We start from the raw sequence: 16479 nt of genomic DNA, 5'->3' as shown, positions 1-16479 counted from the left end.
AAGCCTCAAACATTGAAGCTTTCGCCGCAGCCACATTCACCGCGCACGTTGGGGTTGTTGAACTTGAAGCCTTCGTTCAACCCTTCCTTGACGAAATCGAGCTCGGTGCCGTCGAGGTAAACCAGGCTTTTCGGGTCAATGATGACCTTCACGCCGTGGTTCTCGAAGACCTCGTCTTCGCCTGCCACTTCGTCGACGAACTCCAGCACGTAGGCCAGGCCCGAGCAACCGGTGGTGCGTACGGCCAGGCGAATGCCTTCACCCTTGCCACGCCCGTCGAGGGAGCGCCGCACGTGGTTGGCGGCGGCTTCTGTCATGCTGATAGCCATCGGAACTCCTTAGCGTCCAGTCAAACGACTCAGATCAAGCCTTTTTTCTGCTTGTAATCGCGTACGGCCGCCTTGATGGCGTCCTCGGCGAGTACCGAGCAGTGGATCTTGACCGGTGGCAGCGCCAGCTCTTCAGCCAGCTGGGTGTTCTTGATAGTCTCGGCTTCGTCCAGGGTCTTGCCCTTCATCCACTCGGTGGCGAGGGAGCTGGAAGCGATAGCCGAACCGCAGCCGTAGGTCTTGAACTTGGCGTCTTCGATAACGCCCTGCTCGTTGACCTTGATCTGCAGACGCATCACGTCACCGCAGGCCGGCGCGCCGACCATGCCGGTACCGACGTCCGGGTCTTCAGCGTCCATCTTGCCGACGTTGCGCGGGTTTTCGTAGTGGTCGATGACCTTTTCACTGTATGCCATGGTGCAATTCCTTCCTCATCAGGTAGCCGCTCTTGCCGGCGACTGCTTAGTGGGCGGCCCACTCGATCTTGGAGATATCGACGCCGTCTTTGTACATGTCCCACAGCGGCGAGAGTTCGCGCAGCTTGGTGACAGCCTTGCAGACTTCCTGCGCGGCGTAGTCGACTTCTTCTTCGCTGGTGAAGCGGCCGAAGGAGAAGCGGATCGAACTGTGTGCCAGCTCGTCGTTGCGGCCCAGGGCGCGCAGTACGTACGACGGCTCGAGCGAAGCGGAGGTGCAGGCCGAACCGGACGATACCGCGATGTCCTTGAGGGCCATCAGCAGCGACTCGCCTTCAACGTAGTTGAAGCTCAGGTTCAGGTTGTGCGGCACGCGCGCAGTTTGGCTGCCGTTGACGTACAGCTCTTCGAGGTTGGAAACCTGCTTGAAGAAGCGATCGCTCAGCGCCTTGATGCGGGCGTTCTCGCTGGCCATCTCCTGCTTGGCGATGGCAAATGCCTCACCCATACCGACGATCTGGTGCGTAGGGAGGGTGCCGGAACGCATGCCGCGCTCGTGACCACCGCCGTGAATGATTGCTTCCAGACGCACGCGCGGTTTGCGGCTGACGTACAGCGCGCCGATACCTTTAGGGCCGTAGGCCTTGTGCGCGGAGAACGACATCAGGTCGACCTTGAGCTTCTGCACGTCGATCTCGACCTTGCCGGCCGATTGTGCAGCGTCAACGTGGAACAGCACGCCGCGGGCACGGGTCAGTTCACCGATTGCAGCGATGTCGTTGATCGAGCCAACTTCGTTGTTGACGTGCATCAGCGAGACCAGAATGGTGTCGTCGCGCAGCACCGCTTCAACCATGGCCGGGGTAACGATGCCGTCTTCGCCTGGCTCGAGATAGGTCACTTCAAAACCTTCGCGCTCGAGCTGGCGAGCGGTATCGAGCACGGCTTTGTGCTCGATCTTGGAGGTGATGATGTGCTTGCCCTTGGTCTGATAGAAGTGCGCAACGCCTTTGATCGCGAGGTTGTCGGACTCGGTGGCACCGCTGGTCCAGACAATTTCACGCGGGTCGGCGTTGATCAGCTCGGCCACCTGGCGACGGCCGTTTTCGACCGCTTCTTCAGCGCGCCAGCCAAACACGTGGGAGCGCGACGCCGGGTTACCAAAGTTGCCGTCGACCAGCAGGCATTCGGCCATCTTCTGGGCAACGCGTGGGTCGACCGGCGTGGTCGCGGAGTAATCGAGGTAGATCGGCAACTTCATTGAATATCTCCTATCAGGCGGTGGCGTCGCTCGTGACCAATGTCAGTCGACGGCGGACGTCTCAATCTTGTCCAACTGGGCGGATCGACCTGCAACACGGCGCAGGTCCTGGCGATGAGCGACTTCTTGCACCTCACGGCGCTTGACGAGGTCGGCCAGGCTGATGCCACTGAGGAATTCATGGATCTGCTGACTGAGGTCACACCACAAGTGGTGGGTCAGGCAGGTATCACCGGCATGGCAGTCACCCAGGCCCTGGCAACGGGTAGCGTCGACCGATTCGTTGACCGCGTCGACGACCTGGGCAACCTGGATGGTTTCCATGCCGCGCGACAGCTGATAGCCGCCGCCTGGGCCGCGCACGCTGGAAACCAGGCTGCTGCGGCGCAGCTTGGCGAACAGCTGCTCCAGATAAGATAGGGAGATGCCCTGGCGCTCGGAAATATCGGCCAGTGACACCGGCCCATGCTGCGCGTGCAACGCCAGGTCAAGCATGGCGGTCACTGCGTATCGGCCTTTGGTAGTCAGTCGCATGGCGTATGGGTACCACGGGAGTTACAGAATGTGAGCAAGTATGCGATTCCCGAGCATTTAAGTCAACTATTAGACCTACTGCTTTAGTCGGGTTTGCACTCGAAGAGCGGGCGCGAGTGTAGCAGACACTGGCCGCGAGCACACGCCCACGGCCAGCGCCATCGTCGCTGTCAATGTGGCTGGGTGTCGCTCTGCGCCTGCTGCCTTGCCTCGACCGGTGCGACGTCAACGAAATCTTCTTCGGGCAGCGCCGGCAGCGCCTTGCCGTGATAGTCGCTACCCAGCTTGGTCAACGCGCCGCACATGCCCTGCAGACGCTCGTCGACCGCTTGCAGGTGGTCGAGCATCTGGCCAATGGCGCGGGCAACCGGGTCAGGCATGTCGCCACTGACGCCATAGGCATCGAAACCGATCTTCTCGGCCATGGCCTTGCGCTTGGCTTCGACTTCGGAGTCTTCCTGCGCCTTGACGATAATGCGACCGGGGATACCCACTGCGGTGGCGCCTGGCGGAACCTCCTTGGTGACCACAGCATTGGAGCCGATCTTGGCTCCGGCGCCGACAGTGAATGGGCCGAGCACCTTGGCGCCGGCACCGACCACCACACCATTGCCCAGGGTCGGGTGGCGCTTGCCGGCGTTCCAGCTGGTACCACCGAGAGTCACGCCCTGGTAGAGGGTGACGTCGTCACCGATCTCGGCAGTCTCACCAATGACGATCCCCATGCCGTGATCAATGAAGAAGCGTCGGCCGATGGTCGCGCCCGGGTGGATTTCGATGCCAGTCATCCAGCGGCCGAAGTTCGACACCAGCCGCGCCAGCCACTTCAGGTCACGCGTCCACAGGGCGTGGCCAAGGCGGTGCAGCCAGATCGCGTGCATGCCGGGATAGCAGGTCAGCACTTCAAAAGCGTTACGCGCCGCCGGGTCACGATGGAATACGCTTTGGATATCTTCACGCAGACGTTCGAACATTGCTCAATCCTTCCGCTTATGCGACTCACCCCGAGCGACCTTCTGAGTCTCTGTGAGGATGCCGCGTAAAATGCTCATTTCCGTACGCTCTACCGAACTGCGACCGTACAGGCGACGCAGGCGCGCCATCAGGTGCTTGGGTTTGTCCGGATCGAGGAAGGCGATGTCCACCAGGGTTTTTTCCAGGTGCTCGTAGAAACGCTCCATCTCGTCCAGGGTCGCCAGTTCGACGGCGTCGGCCTTGTCACTGATCGACGGCGCACCCTGCGCGCCCAGCCAGGCCATGCGCACCTCATAGCCAAGCACCTGCACGGCGGCGGCCAGATTGAGCGAGCTGAAGTCAGGGTTCGAGGGAATGTGCACATGGAAGTGACATCGCTGCAATTCGTCGTTGGTCAGCCCGGCATGCTCGCGACCGAACACCAGGGCGATTTCGTCACCCATGGTGGCACGCTCGACCGACTTGGCGCCGCACTCGCGCGGATCCAGCATCGGCCACGGCAGGCTGCGGTCGCGGGCACTGGTGCCGATCGCAAGGCTGCAGCCAACCAGCGCCTCTTCCAGCGAGTCGACCACCAGCGCGCCACTGAGTACGTCGTCTGCGCCAGAAGCGCGGGCGCTGGCGTCAGCTGCCGGAAACTCCTGTGGCTGGACCAGCACCAGGCGCGACAAGCCCATGTTTTTCATGGCACGCGCAGCGCCGCCGATGTTGCCGGGGTGGCTGGTATTGACCAGAACAACACGAATATTTTGCAGCACGGTGGGTGCTCTCAAAGGCAGATATCAGGGCGGTCGATCTTACAGAACCGACGGACGTTACGCCATGAAAGCAAATGCGGCGCTGCCGTTGTCAAAAAACTCTGCTAAAATGGCCGGCTTTCTTCTTTAACATCTCCAGGTGAACCGCCCATGCAGCCTATGCTGACTATCGCCCTGCGCGCTGCTCGCAGCGCCAGTGAACTGATTTTCCGCTCCATCGAACGCCTGGACACCATCAAGGTGGACGAAAAGGACGCCAAGGACTACGTGTCCGAGGTTGACCGCGCTGCCGAGCAGAAAATCGTCGATGCTCTGCGCAAGGCCTACCCGAACCACTCGATCCAGGGTGAAGAGACCGGCTTCCACGCTGGCTCAGGTGAAGAAGGCAAAGACTACCTGTGGATCATCGACCCGCTCGATGGCACCACCAACTTCCTGCGTGGCATTCCCCACTTTGCAGTGAGCATCGCCTGCAAATACCGCGGTCGCCTGGAGCACGCAGTGGTACTGGATCCGGTTCGCCAGGAAGAGTTCACCGCCAGCCGTGGCCGTGGCGCCCAGATCAACGGTCGCCGCCTGCGCGTCAGCTCGCGCACCAGCCTTGAAGGCGCTCTGCTGGGTACCGGCTTCCCGTTCCGCGACAACCAGATGGCAGACCTCGACAACTACCTGGGTATGATCCGCGCCCTGACTGGCCAGACTGCCGGCATCCGCCGCGCCGGTTCTGCCAGCCTTGACCTGGCCTATGTAGCGGCCGGTCGTTTCGATGCGTTCTGGGAGTCGGGCCTGTCCGAGTGGGACATGGCTGCAGGCGTACTGCTGGTGCAGGAAGCTGGCGGTCTGGTCAGCGACTTCAACGGTGGCCACGAATTCCTCGAGAAAGGCCACATCGTTGCTGGCAACATCAAGTGCTTCAAAGCCGTGTTGACTGCCATCCAGCCGCACGTGCCACAATCGCTGAAGCGCTAAACGCCGGTCAGCCACAAAAAAGCACCCCACGGGGTGCTTTTTTATGCCCGCAAGAACCGCACCGCTCGGCGTAGGAGCGGCCAGTGTGATTCCTGCACAGCTTTACTGCCCGTTCTGGGCCTGACTCAGCACCAGCTTGCCATTCTCGTCCAGCGGGATAGTCGAACCTGGCTCGTGGTCCATCTTCACTTTGCCGACCTTGTCGCCAATCGAATAGGTGACGTTGTAGCCAACCACTTTCTCGCTCAGGTCATGCACGGTGTTACAGCGGGTCTGGGTGGTGGTGTAGGTGTCACGCTCTTGCATGCCTTCCTGCACCTTGTTACCGGCGTAGCCGCCGCCGACCGCACCGGCCACGGTGGCAATCTTCTTGCCGGTGCCGCCACCGATCTGGTTGCCGAGCAAGCCACCCGCCAACGCACCGACCACGGTACCGGCGATCTGATGTTGATCCTTGACCGGCGCCTGGCGCGTCACGGTCACGTCCTTGCACACTTCACGTGGAGTCTTGACCTGCTGCTTGATCGGCTGCACGTCGGTCACCTCGGCGACCTCTGGGCCTTTGTTCACCAAGCTGTAGGTCGCCATTGCGCCTGCGGCAGTTACACCGACGGCACCGAGCACCGCACCCACCAGCATTGATTTATTCACGTGAACCTCCTGATCGTACCAGCGGGCCATAACCCGCGCTTGTCCCAGCCTTGGAGCAAAAAAAAAGCCGCGAGTTCAACACTCGCGGCTCTCTTGGCGCCAAACGGCGGCGGCTTGCGGTTATGGACGCTCGTCCACACCCTCGGCCTTGACCGGTGGAATCAGGTCTTCGCTGTTCAGGTTCAGCCAGATCAGTACCACGTTGGCGATGTAGATCGACGAGTAGGTACCGGCCATGACCCCGATGAACAGAGCCAGGGAGAAGCCGAACAGGTTGTCACCCCCGAAGATCAACAGCGCAGCGATGGCCAGCAAAGTCGAAACCGAAGTGGCGATGGTGCGCAGCAGGGTCTGCGTGGTCGAGACGTTGATGTTCTCGATCAGCGAGGCCTTGCGCATGACGCGGAAGTTTTCCCGCACGCGGTCGAATACCACGATGGTGTCGTTCAGCGAGTAACCGATGATCGCCAGCACTGCCGCCAGCACCGTCAAATCGAAAGTGATCTGGAAGAACGAGAGGATACCCACGGTCACGACCACGTCGTGGATCAGCGAGATGATCGCGCCGACGGCGAATTTCCACTGGAAGCGGAAGGCTAGGTAGATGAGTACCCCGCCCAGCGCCAGCAGCATGCCCAGGCCGCCCTGGTCACGCAGTTCTTCACCTACCTGCGGGCCGACGAACTCGACTCGCTTGAGGGTCGCCGGGTTGTCGCCGCCGACTTTCTGCAGCGCTGCAGCAACCTTGCTGCCCAGTTGCGGGTCGTCGCCCGGCATGCGCACCAGCAGATCGGTAGTCGCACCGAAGCTCTGCACGATGGCGTCCTCGAAGCCCGACTGAGCGAGCTCGGCGCGGACCAGCTTGAGGTCTGCCGGACGCTCGTAGGTCAGCTCGATGAGCGTACCGCCGGTGAAGTCCAGACCGAAGTTCAAACCCTTCTGCCACCAGCTGAACAACGCCAGGATGGTCAGCAGGACAGTGACGGCGAACGCAACGTTGCGCACGCCCATGAAGTTGATGGTTTTCATGGTTATTCCCTCAAACCCACAGCTTCTTGATGTCACGCCCGCCGCAGGTCAGGTTGACCATTGCGCGGGTCACCATGACGGCGGTGAACATCGAGGTGAAAATCCCGAGGGACATGGTTACCGCAAAGCCTTTGACCGGCCCGGTGCCCATCGCGAAGAGGATACCGCCGACCAGCAGGCTGGTCAGGTTGGCGTCGATGATCGCGGTGTAGGCACGGCTGAAGCCTTCGTGGATGGCGCGCTGCACCGACATGCCGTTTTTCAGCTCCTCGCGAATCCGCGAGAAGATCAGCACGTTGGCGTCGACCGCCATACCCATGGTCAGCACGATACCGGCGATGCCCGGCAGGGTCAGGGTGGCACCCAGCAGGGACATCAAGGCCAGCAGCAGGATCATGTTGCCGGTCAGGGCAACGGTCGCGATCACGCCAAAACCACGGTAGATGGCGATGATGAAGATGGACACGAACAGCATGCCCCACAGCGATGCATCGACACCTTTGGTGATGTTGTCGGCACCCAGGCTTGGACCAATGGTGCGCTCTTCAGCGAAGTACATCGGCGCAGCCAGACCACCGGCACGCAGCAGCAGGGCCAGTTCGGACGATTCACCCTGGCCATTGAGGCCGGTGATGCGGAACTGACTGCCCAGTGGCGATTGGATGGTCGCCAGGCTGATGATCTTTTTCTCTTCCTGGAAGCTCTGTACGGCAACTTCCTTCTCGACGCCGTCGACGGTCTGCTTGACGTAGCGAGTGATCGGCTTCTGCTCGATGAAGATTACTGCCATGCTGCGGCCGACGTTGCTGCGCGTCGCGCGGCTCATCAACTCGCCGCCATGGCCATCGAGGCGGATGTTGACCTGTGGCCGGCCTTGCTCGTCGAAGCTGGCTTGGGCGTCGGTGACCTGGTCACCGGTAATGATCAAACCACGCTCGACCGGCGCCGAACGGCCGCCATCACGGAATTCGAAGACCTCGGTAGTGGCCTTGGAGGCACCTGGTTCGGCACCGAAGCGGAACTCGAGGTTGGCGGTCTTGCCGAGGATGCGCTTGGCTTCGGCAGTGTCCTGCACGCCTGGCAGCTCGACCACGATACGGTTGGCACCCTGACGCTGCACCAGCGGCTCGGCCACACCCAGTTCGTTGACCCGGTTACGCACGGTGGTCAGGTTTTGCTTGATCGAGTATTCGCGGATCTCGGCAACCTTGGCCGGGGTCAGCGCCAGACGCAGCACAGCGAGCTCGTTGCGCTCGGTGGTGGTCAGGTCGAAATCGGTAAAGCTCTTGCGAATCAGGGCACGGGCCTGTTCGCGGGTGGCGTCGTCAGAGAAGCCCAGCACGATGCCGCCATCCTGCTGAGGCAGGCTGCGGTAGCGGATGCGCTCTTTGCGCAACAGGGTCTTCACTTCGCCTTCGTAGACCTTCATGCGCGCGCTCATGGCCTTGTCCATGTCCACTTCGAGCAGGAAGTGCACACCACCGGACAGGTCCAGACCGAGCTTCATCGGGCTTGCACCCAGGTTACGCAGCCACTGCGGGGTGGTCTGGGCCAGGTTCAGGGCCACGACGTAGTCATCGCCCAGGGCCTTGCGCACCACATCCTTGGCTGGCAGTTGGTCTTCCTGGTCGGTCAGGCGTACCAAGCCACTGCCCTTCTCGCCCAGGCTAGTGCCCTTCACGGTGATACCCGCTTCGGTCAGCGCCTTGTTGACGCGATCGAGGTCGGCCTGGTTGACCTGCAGCGCCGAGCTGGCACCACTGATCTGTACAGCCGGATCATCCGGATAGAGGTTGGGAGCGGAATAAATGAAACCGATCGCCAGCACCAGCACGATCAGTGCGTATTTCCACAGAGGATATTTGTTCAGCATCACGCCGCCCGTTCAAGACGCGGGGCGCTTTGCGCGCCCCGACTGGAAAAAGTAAAACCGGTACCTCAGATAGCCTTGAGCGTACCTTTAGGCAGGGTCGCAGCCACGGCGCCCTTCTGGAACTTCATCTCGACGGTGTCGGACACTTCCAGTACCACGAAGTCATCGGAAACCTTGACGATCTTGCCGGCGATGCCGCCGTTGGTGACAACTTCGTCACCTTTCTGCAAGTTGCCCAGCAGGTTCTTCTGCTCTTTGGCGCGCTTGGCCTGTGGACGCCAGATCATCAGGTAGAAGATGACCAGGAAGCCGACCAGGAAAATCCACTCGAAACCACCACCCATAGGGCCGGCGGCAGGGGCTGCGGCGTCCGCGTAGGCGGCGGGGATCAAAAAGCTCATGTGACACTCCAGTTGTTATGTTGCAACGTGTTGGGTTGGCAAACGGTTACAGTCAGTCAGTCCAAAGGCGGCACAGCAAGCCCGCGTTTGGCATAGAAGGCGTCGACGAAGGCGGCCAATTTACCTTGTTGAATAGCCTCGCGTAAACCGGCCATCAGGCGCTGGTAATGACGCAAGTTGTGGATTGTATTCAACATGCTGCTCAACATTTCGCCGCACTTGTCCAGGTGGTGCAGATAGGCGCGCGAGAAGTTGCTGCAGGTATAGCAATCGCAGGTCGGATCCAGCGGCGAATCATCATGGCGATGGAACGCGTTGCGGATCTTGATCACCCCGGTGTCGATGAACAGATGGCCGTTGCGCGCATTGCGCGTCGGCATCACGCAGTCGAACATGTCGACGCCGCGGCGCACACCCTCCACAAGATCCTCGGGTTTGCCTACCCCCATAAGGTAACGAGGTTTGTCAGCGGGCATCATCGCCGGCAGGTAATCGAGCACCTTGATCATCTCGTGCTTCGGCTCACCGACCGACAAGCCGCCGATCGCCAGGCCGTCGAAGTCGATGTTGACCAGCGCCTCCAGCGAGCGTTCCCGCAAGTCTTGATACATGCCGCCCTGAACGATGCCGAACAGCGCCGCAGTGTTGTCGGCGTGGGCGTCCTTGGAGCGCTGCGCCCAGCGCAGCGACAGCTCCATCGAGGTGCGCGCGACGTCATGCTCGGCCGGGTACGGCGTGCATTCGTCGAAGATCATCACGATGTCCGAGCCCAGATCACGCTGGACCTGCATCGACTCTTCCGGGCCCATGAACACCTTGGAGCCATCGACTGGCGAGGCGAAGGTCACGCCCTCTTCCTTGATCTTGCGCATGGCGCCCAGGCTGAACACCTGGAAGCCACCGGAGTCGGTCAGAATCGGGCCTTTCCACTGCATGAAATCGTGCAGGCCGTTGTGCTTCTTGATCACCTCGGTGCCCGGGCGCAGCCACAGGTGGAAGGTGTTGCCGAGAATGATCTCGGCGCCGGTGGCCTCGATGTCACGCGGCAGCATGCCCTTGACCGTGCCATAGGTGCCCACCGGCATGAACGCCGGGGTCTCGACCGTGCCACGGGGGAAGGTCAGGCGGCCACGACGGGCCTTGCCGTCGGTGGCCAGCAGTTCGAAGGACATACGACAGGTGCGACTCATGCTTGATCCTCGGGGCCGCGCGGCGCCGGATTGCGGGTGATGAACATCGCATCACCGTAACTGAAGAAGCGGTAGCCATGCTCGACCGCAGCGGCGTAAGCCGCCATGGTCTCGGGGTAACCGGCGAAGGCCGAGACCAGCATCAGCAGCGTGGACTCCGGCAGGTGGAAGTTGGTGACCAGGGCATCGACCACATGGAACGGCCGGCCCGGGTAGATAAAGATGTCGGTGTCGCCGCTGAACGCCTTGAGCTGGCCATCACGCGCGGCACTCTCCAGCGAGCGCACGCTGGTGGTGCCGACGGCAACCACTCGGCCGCCACGCGCACGGCACGCGGCCACGGCGTCGACTACCTCCTGGCTGACTTCGAGCCATTCCTTGTGCATATGGTGGTCTTCGATCTTGTCGACCCGCACCGGCTGGAAGGTGCCGGCGCCCACATGCAAGGTAACGAACGCACTCTCGACGCCCTTGGCTGCGATTTTCTCAAGCAGCGGCTGGTCGAAGTGCAGGCCTGCGGTTGGCGCCGCGACGGCACCTGCGCGCTCGGCATAAACAGTCTGATAGCGCTCGCGGTCGGCGCCCTCGTCCGGGCGATCGATATACGGCGGCAGCGGCATATGGCCGACGCGATCGAGCAGCGGCAGCACTTCTTCGCTGAAACGGAGCTCGAACAGCGTGTCATGACGGGCGACCATCTCGGCCTCGCCGCCGCCGTCGATGAGCAACTGTGTACCGACCTTGGGCGCCTTGCTTGCACGCACATGGGCCAGCACCCGGTGGCTGTCGAGCACGCGCTCGACCAGCACTTCGAGCTTGCCGCCCGAGGCTTTTTGGCCAAACAACCGCGCCGGGATCACCCGGGTGTTGTTGAACACCATCAGGTCACCTGGGCGCAGGTGTTCGAGCAGATCGGTGAATTGCTGATGAGCCAGCGCGCCGCTCGGTCCATCAAGAACCAGCAGTCGGCTGCCATGGCGCTCGGCCAGTGGGTGGCGGGCGATCAGGGAATCGGGGAGTTCGAAGGAAAAATCGGCGACGCGCATGATTGTGTTCGGTTCGACAGGGCCGCAAAGTTTAGCCCAACCTGTGAAAATTCTCCATGAAAGCCGATTGACCGACCCGCGGAGCCTCTCTATACTGCCGCCCCACAAGCCCTGATGGCGGAATTGGTAGACGCGGCGGATTCAAAATCCGTTTTCGAAAGGAGTGGGAGTTCGAGTCTCCCTCGGGGCACCAAACGCAACACATAGACGCCTTACCAGCGTCTACGCAACATCCCAAAAGCCCGCTGATTGCGGACTTTTTAGTTTCTACAGTTTGAACGTTTTCTCCAGCAAAGCAGTGCTCTTTGATGTGCTGCTCAGTCAGTTATGTCCTCAAGCGCATAAGCACCAGCCGTCAACTGCTCAGTCAGAAACTCAAGGCACACTTTGATTCTTTCCGACTGCGAAGCACGGACCGTGGTGACCGCGGAAATATCCGCAACCTGATGCCAAGCAGGCAGCAGTCGCATGAGCTTGCCCTGCGCGAAACTGGGGGCGACGTCCCATGTGGAGGCCATGATGATGCCCAGCCCCTCATGCGCCCACTCGCGCACGATGTCGCTGTTGTTCGATGCCATGGGCCCGGTCACCTTGACGGTCTCCATGCCACCTGGCCCCTCTAGACGCCACAAACCAAAGCTACTGTCCCTGTCGCGCAGCAACAGGCACTCGTGCTGTGCCAGATCAGCCAGCGAAGCGGGATGGCCTCGCTCCGCGACATAGCTCGGGGCGGCGCACAGAATCCTCTGGCTGCTGGCGATTTTGTGGGCAATCAGATGCTGCTCGGTCACCTCCCCTACTCGAATATCGATATCGAACTGTTCACCGATCAGGTCCGTGCGCCTGTCCATCAACTCGATCCAGACCTCAAGTCCTGGGTAGCGCTTACGCAGCAGGCCGAGAATGGGTGCCACGTGGAAACGGCCCAGTCGTTGACTGGTGCTGATCCGCAGCAGCCCTCTGGGCTCTACCCGGTCTCCATGGGACGTTTCCAGCATGCCGTGGACGTTTTCCAGAATCTGTTTGGCCCAGACCAGCATCGCCTCGCCTTCACGGGTGATGGTGACGCGGCGCGTCGTGCGGTTGAACAGCTTGCAGTTGAGGCTTTGCTCAAGTGTCGCGATGCGCTTGCTGACGTGCGCTGGCGAGATCCCCAACTCAGCCCCTGCGCTGACGAAGCTCGAACAGCGGGCGATCGCAGTGAAGAGCAAAAGGTCACGCAGGAACGGGTCATTGTTCAGTAATTGAGAATTCTGATATTTCATCTGAGCCCATTATGACCTTCGCCGGCGATAGTAGGCTGGATCCTAACAGCACCTGATGAGCCAGCGCTGCTCCTCAGGAACACAAAAACAACTGTGAAGATCAAATCATGTCCAGAATCAGAATTGCAGTGGCCGGCGTCGGCATGATCGGTCGCCGCCATATCGAACTTGTACAAGCGAGCCTGTCTTGTGAACTGGTTGCCGTTGTTGATCCGGTAACGATCCCGGACGATTACCTGACCGCTCTGGGCGTTCCTCAATATGCAGATCTGGCGGCCTTGTTCGACAACGTCAAACCGGACGGCGTTATCCTTGCCACGCCCAATGCGCTGCATGTTGCGCAGGCGTTGCAATGCGTCGAGGCAGGCGTTGCCGCCTTGATCGAAAAACCCGTCGCCCACAGCGTTGAAGAAGGTAAGCGTCTGCTCGCTGCGGCAACCGCAAAGGGTGCGCGTCTGCTGGTCGGGCACCATCGAGCACATAGCCCTGTGCTGGCCAAGGCACGGGAGATCATCGGCGAAGGCGTGCTCGGCGAGATTGTTGCCGTGCAGGGCAGCGCGCTGTTCTACAAGCCGGATGACTACTTCGATGCGGCCGTGTGGCGGCGCCAGGAAGGTGGCGGCCCGATCCTGATCAACATGATTCACGAGATCGGCAACTTGCGCTCGCTGTGCGGAGAGATCGTTGCCGTCCAGGCCATGCAGTCGAGTGCCGCGCGCAACTTTCCGGTCGAAGACACGGTGTGTATCGGCCTGCGCTTTGCCAACGGAGCCCTGGGCTCGTTTCTGCTGTCGGACTCTGCGGGGTGTGCCCGCAGTTGGGAGCAGACGTCCCAGGAGAATGCGAGCTACGCCGCTTACGCCGATGAAGACTGCTATGTAATCAGCGGCAAGAACGGGTCGCTTGCAGTGCCCACAATGCGCCTCAGATACTATGCCCGCGCTGAAGAGCGCTCATGGTTCAAGCCTTTTCAAACGGCGACCGCCGGTGTTGAACGTCGGGATCCACTGGAGCTTCAGCTCGAGCATTTCTGCCGGATCATTCAGGGACTTGAAGCGCCGCTGGTCACGGTGCGCGATGGCCTCAGAAATCTGATCATCACTGAGGCCATTGCCGAAGCGGCGAAGTCTGGAGCGGTCGTCAGCACAGCCCCTGTCTGATCGACTAGAACTGCCTCTCAAGCTTTAGGTGGATATTTCCCTTTGCGGGTACTACCAGAGCGAGGCCTGTTTGCAGTATGACAACCCGGCTGTACAAAACTCCAGGCAGGATCAAATCATCAGAAATCTACCGACGCACTGACCGAAAACGTGCGCGGGGCGCCCAGCACCAGGTAGTTCGAGCCGGGGTAGCCGCCAGTTGAAGCCCAATAGTTACGGCCCGCAACGTTATCCAGCCGCGCGCGCAAGGTTACATCCTTGTCATCGACTTTAAAGCCGTACCGCGCGCCCAGATCAAACCTGGTCCAGGAGGGGATCTCGAGGCTGTTGGCGTTGTTTACGTATTGACTGCTGGTGTAGACAACGCGACTGGTCAGGGTCAGGCCGTCGACGCCGGGCACATCCCATTCGCCGCCGATGTTTGCTTGCACCTTAGGCACGCCGATCGGCTCGTTGCCGTCATTTTCACCGTTTTGAGTCTTGCTCAGTTCTGCGTCAAGCAGTGTTACCCCACCGAGCAGGCGCACGCGTTGAATTGGTGTGCCAAACAGCGACAGTTCGATGCCGCGGTTACGTTGTTCGCCGCCATCCTTGAATACCTGATTCTCGACAATACCTACAGGCTTGCGCGTTTCGAACACTGCGAGGCTACCGCCCAGAGCACCGCCATCGTATTTCACGCCGAACTCGGTCTGTTTGGCGACATACGGTGCGAGTGACTGACCAGCATTTAGAACAGGCGCGCTGGAGCCGTCAGGCAGGGTTGTGGTGGCGCTGGCCGTATCACCCTTGGTCAGCCCTTCGATGTAATTGGCATATACCGAGAACTGCTCGTTTAGTTGGTATACAGCACCCGCAATAGGAGTGGTCTCATAGCGGTTGTACTTCGACGTCTTGTCGCCACTGTTGTAGTCATAACCGGTCACATCCATGCCCTGACGACGAGCACCGAGCGTCAGCAGCAGTTGATCATCAAAGAAGCCAAGCGTGTCGGCGATTGCGAGACTTTGCGTGTGCGTGCGGGCAGTGATGTGCGGATCGGACATGGAACCGCTGAAGCTCACATTGTCCGGTTTAGCAAAATCTGCGGGATCATACAGGTCACCGGCGAAGCCGCCGAAGTTACCCGCCCACGCGTTTCGATCCTTGCTGTCGAACATCGCACCCGACACCACCCACTGGTGCGACACCGGGCCGGTCTGCAGGTTGAAGCGCATCCCGACTTCGCCGGTAGTGATGGTTTCTTCGCGATAGTTGTCGAAACGATTGGCTCGGGTTACGCCTGCGGCATTGGAAGAGGGGTTGGCGAGCACATTCTTCTCTTCGCCTTTGCGCATGCCGATCGCTGCCCACGTGGTGACAGCGTCGCTCAGGTCGTACTCCGCGCGAAAGGTGCCGAACGTCTGCTTCTCTTTCGAATAGGTCCACGACTGCCCGTAGTTCTTGTCTGCATCGGGCGGGCTCGGCACTCTGCCCGTCGGCGTGACGCTGGGCAATGGGTTGTCGATGAAGTGGTATTGATGGCCGACATCTGCGGACAAACGCAAGCGCTCGCCTTGATAGTCCAGGCCCAAGGCGAACATGTCCAGGCTACGGTCCTGGTCTTCTACCGCAGTCTCGCCTCCGCGCTTGGCCACATTGACGCGCACGCCGAAGCGATCCTCTTCGCCAAAGCGTCGTGCCAGATCCGCGGCGGCGGTACCAAAGCCATTGTTCTCGGCACCTACAGTCAAACGGGTCAGCGCCTCGTTGGGGGCGCGCTTGGGCAGGATATTGATCGCACCGCCGATCCCGGTACCGCCCGGCGCCGCACCGTTGAGGAAGGCGTTGGCGCCGCGGAACACCTCCACCCGCTCGATAAATTCGGCAGCCACATACTGGCGTGGCAGTAACCCGTACAAGCCGTTGTAAGCAATGTCATCGGAATACAGAGGGAAGCCGCGCATTACGTAGAGTTCCTGGAAATTTCCAAAACCACGGGCAATGCGCACCGACGGGTCGTTCTGAAGGATATCGGCGACACTTTGTGCCTGTTGATCCCGAATCAGCTGATTGGTGTAGGACGTCGAGGTGAATGGCGTACTCATGTAATCCTTGTTGCCCAGGATACCCACGCGCCCACCGCGGGCCACCTGACCACCCTCATATTCAGGCACCAAGCCTTCTCGCGAGGCATCGGCGCTTGCCGAGATCGCAGTTTCCTCCAACTCCAGAACGACGCCCGGGCTATCGCTCGCGCTAGCCGTTTGCTGGTTCTCCAGCGCCGTTTCTGCCAAGGCGAACGGTGTTGAGATACTCGCGACCAGCCCGATCGGCAGCCACACGGAATTAAACGCACTTTTGCGGGGGACGTTAGGGATAAGCATGAGCGGACCTGCTGGTCGTGATGGAATAGGTTCGATCACGCACTCTAGCAAATACGAATCATTATCTGTAGCACTTTGATTTTCTAGTTTGCCATTGCCGTAGAAACGGCCTTGCTGCGGCGCCGGAGCGGTGGATGGGGTAAGAATGCTGGGGATCGTGGCGGGGGCAGATATTTGGGGGCCGCGTTGCGGCCCCAGATTTCCGGATCGCGGAAAAGACAAAACCCCTACCTGCTCGAGCAGATAGGGGTTTTGC

The 16479-nt window shown here is 60.6% G+C and carries 16 protein-coding genes and 1 tRNA gene; 3 read left to right on the top strand and 14 right to left on the bottom strand.

Going from position 1 to position 16479, the window contains the following annotated elements:
- Positions 1-5: 5 nt before the first annotated feature.
- The 6 genes from iscA to trmJ all read right to left on the bottom strand — a co-directional run bounded on the left by iscA (position 6) and on the right by trmJ (position 4273).
- Positions 6-329 (bottom strand): iron-sulfur cluster assembly protein IscA, encoded by a 324-nt coding sequence (iscA, locus tag IDM28_RS04180; RefSeq protein WP_101316686.1) that lies wholly within the window; start codon positions 327-329, stop codon positions 6-8.
- A 29-nt stretch (positions 330-358) separates the two neighbouring features.
- Positions 359-745 carry a Fe-S cluster assembly scaffold IscU gene (gene iscU / locus IDM28_RS04175; protein ID WP_027619655.1) on the bottom strand — a complete coding sequence of 129 codons (387 nt, stop codon included), beginning with the start codon at positions 743-745 and terminating at the stop codon, positions 359-361.
- A gap of 46 nt (positions 746-791) precedes the next feature.
- On the bottom strand, positions 792-2006 hold the full coding sequence (locus tag IDM28_RS04170; RefSeq protein ID WP_188035431.1) for an IscS subfamily cysteine desulfurase: 1215 nt from the start codon (positions 2004-2006) through the stop codon (positions 792-794).
- A gap of 42 nt (positions 2007-2048) precedes the next feature.
- Positions 2049-2540: a Fe-S cluster assembly transcriptional regulator IscR gene (iscR, locus tag IDM28_RS04165; protein WP_101316682.1), complete on the bottom strand. Its 492-nt coding sequence runs from the start codon at positions 2538-2540 to the stop codon at positions 2049-2051.
- Positions 2541-2710: 170 nt separating this feature from the next.
- Complete coding sequence (gene cysE / locus IDM28_RS04160) at positions 2711-3514, bottom strand: serine O-acetyltransferase (RefSeq protein ID WP_150570781.1); 804 nt, start codon at positions 3512-3514, stop codon at positions 2711-2713.
- Between the two features lie 3 nt (positions 3515-3517).
- Entirely contained in the window at positions 3518-4273 is a 756-nt protein-coding gene (trmJ, locus tag IDM28_RS04155; RefSeq protein WP_188035430.1) for a tRNA (cytosine(32)/uridine(32)-2'-O)-methyltransferase TrmJ, read from the bottom strand.
- Positions 4274-4423: 150 nt separating this feature from the next.
- On the opposite strand from trmJ, the gene suhB reads away from it, so the two are divergent.
- Positions 4424-5242, top strand: coding sequence for an inositol-phosphate phosphatase (gene suhB / locus IDM28_RS04150; protein WP_101316676.1), 819 nt, complete (start codon positions 4424-4426; stop codon positions 5240-5242).
- Positions 5243-5344: 102 nt separating this feature from the next.
- On the opposite strand, the gene IDM28_RS04145 is transcribed toward suhB, so the two are convergent.
- From IDM28_RS04145 to queA, 6 genes are all read right to left on the bottom strand, one after another.
- Positions 5345-5893 (bottom strand): glycine zipper 2TM domain-containing protein, encoded by a 549-nt coding sequence (locus IDM28_RS04145; protein ID WP_103438701.1) that lies wholly within the window; start codon positions 5891-5893, stop codon positions 5345-5347.
- 120 nt (positions 5894-6013) lie between these two features.
- Positions 6014-6922: a protein translocase subunit SecF gene (gene secF / locus IDM28_RS04140; protein WP_101316674.1), complete on the bottom strand. Its 909-nt coding sequence runs from the start codon at positions 6920-6922 to the stop codon at positions 6014-6016.
- Positions 6923-6932: 10 nt separating this feature from the next.
- Entirely contained in the window at positions 6933-8795 is a 1863-nt protein-coding gene (secD, locus tag IDM28_RS04135; protein WP_101316672.1) for a protein translocase subunit SecD, read from the bottom strand.
- Positions 8796-8860: 65 nt separating this feature from the next.
- The gene (gene yajC / locus IDM28_RS04130; RefSeq protein ID WP_103436107.1) at positions 8861-9196 is read right to left on the bottom strand and encodes a preprotein translocase subunit YajC; all 336 of its coding nucleotides are present in this window, start codon (positions 9194-9196) and stop codon (positions 8861-8863) included.
- Positions 9197-9252: 56 nt separating this feature from the next.
- Entirely contained in the window at positions 9253-10368 is a 1116-nt protein-coding gene (gene tgt, locus IDM28_RS04125) for a tRNA guanosine(34) transglycosylase Tgt (protein WP_178080815.1), read from the bottom strand.
- A 14-nt stretch (positions 10369-10382) separates the two neighbouring features.
- Positions 10383-11432, bottom strand: coding sequence for a tRNA preQ1(34) S-adenosylmethionine ribosyltransferase-isomerase QueA (gene queA, locus IDM28_RS04120; protein WP_101316666.1), 1050 nt, complete (start codon positions 11430-11432; stop codon positions 10383-10385).
- A 108-nt stretch (positions 11433-11540) separates the two neighbouring features.
- Here queA and IDM28_RS04115 point away from each other — a divergent pair.
- A tRNA-Leu gene (locus IDM28_RS04115) sits at positions 11541-11625 on the top strand.
- A gap of 124 nt (positions 11626-11749) precedes the next feature.
- On the opposite strand, the gene IDM28_RS04110 is transcribed toward IDM28_RS04115, so the two are convergent.
- Positions 11750-12697: a LysR substrate-binding domain-containing protein gene (locus tag IDM28_RS04110; RefSeq protein ID WP_188035429.1), complete on the bottom strand. Its 948-nt coding sequence runs from the start codon at positions 12695-12697 to the stop codon at positions 11750-11752.
- Positions 12698-12804: 107 nt separating this feature from the next.
- Here IDM28_RS04110 and IDM28_RS04105 point away from each other — a divergent pair, with 107 nt between their 5' ends.
- A complete protein-coding gene (locus tag IDM28_RS04105; protein ID WP_188035428.1) occupies positions 12805-13857 on the top strand; it encodes a Gfo/Idh/MocA family protein in 1053 nt (350 codons plus the stop codon).
- A 119-nt stretch (positions 13858-13976) separates the two neighbouring features.
- Here the strand turns inward: IDM28_RS04105 and IDM28_RS04100 are convergent, their stop codons facing one another.
- Positions 13977-16223 carry a TonB-dependent receptor gene (locus tag IDM28_RS04100; RefSeq protein ID WP_188035468.1) on the bottom strand — a complete coding sequence of 749 codons (2247 nt, stop codon included), beginning with the start codon at positions 16221-16223 and terminating at the stop codon, positions 13977-13979.
- Positions 16224-16479: the final 256 nt, after the last annotated feature.

The organism is Pseudomonas sp. EZ-C24, assembly GCF_014525325.1.
GTDB classification, from domain to species: Bacteria; Pseudomonadota; Gammaproteobacteria; order Pseudomonadales; family Pseudomonadaceae; genus Aquipseudomonas; species Aquipseudomonas shirazensis.
This window is presented reverse-complemented; position numbering and strand designations above follow the sequence as displayed.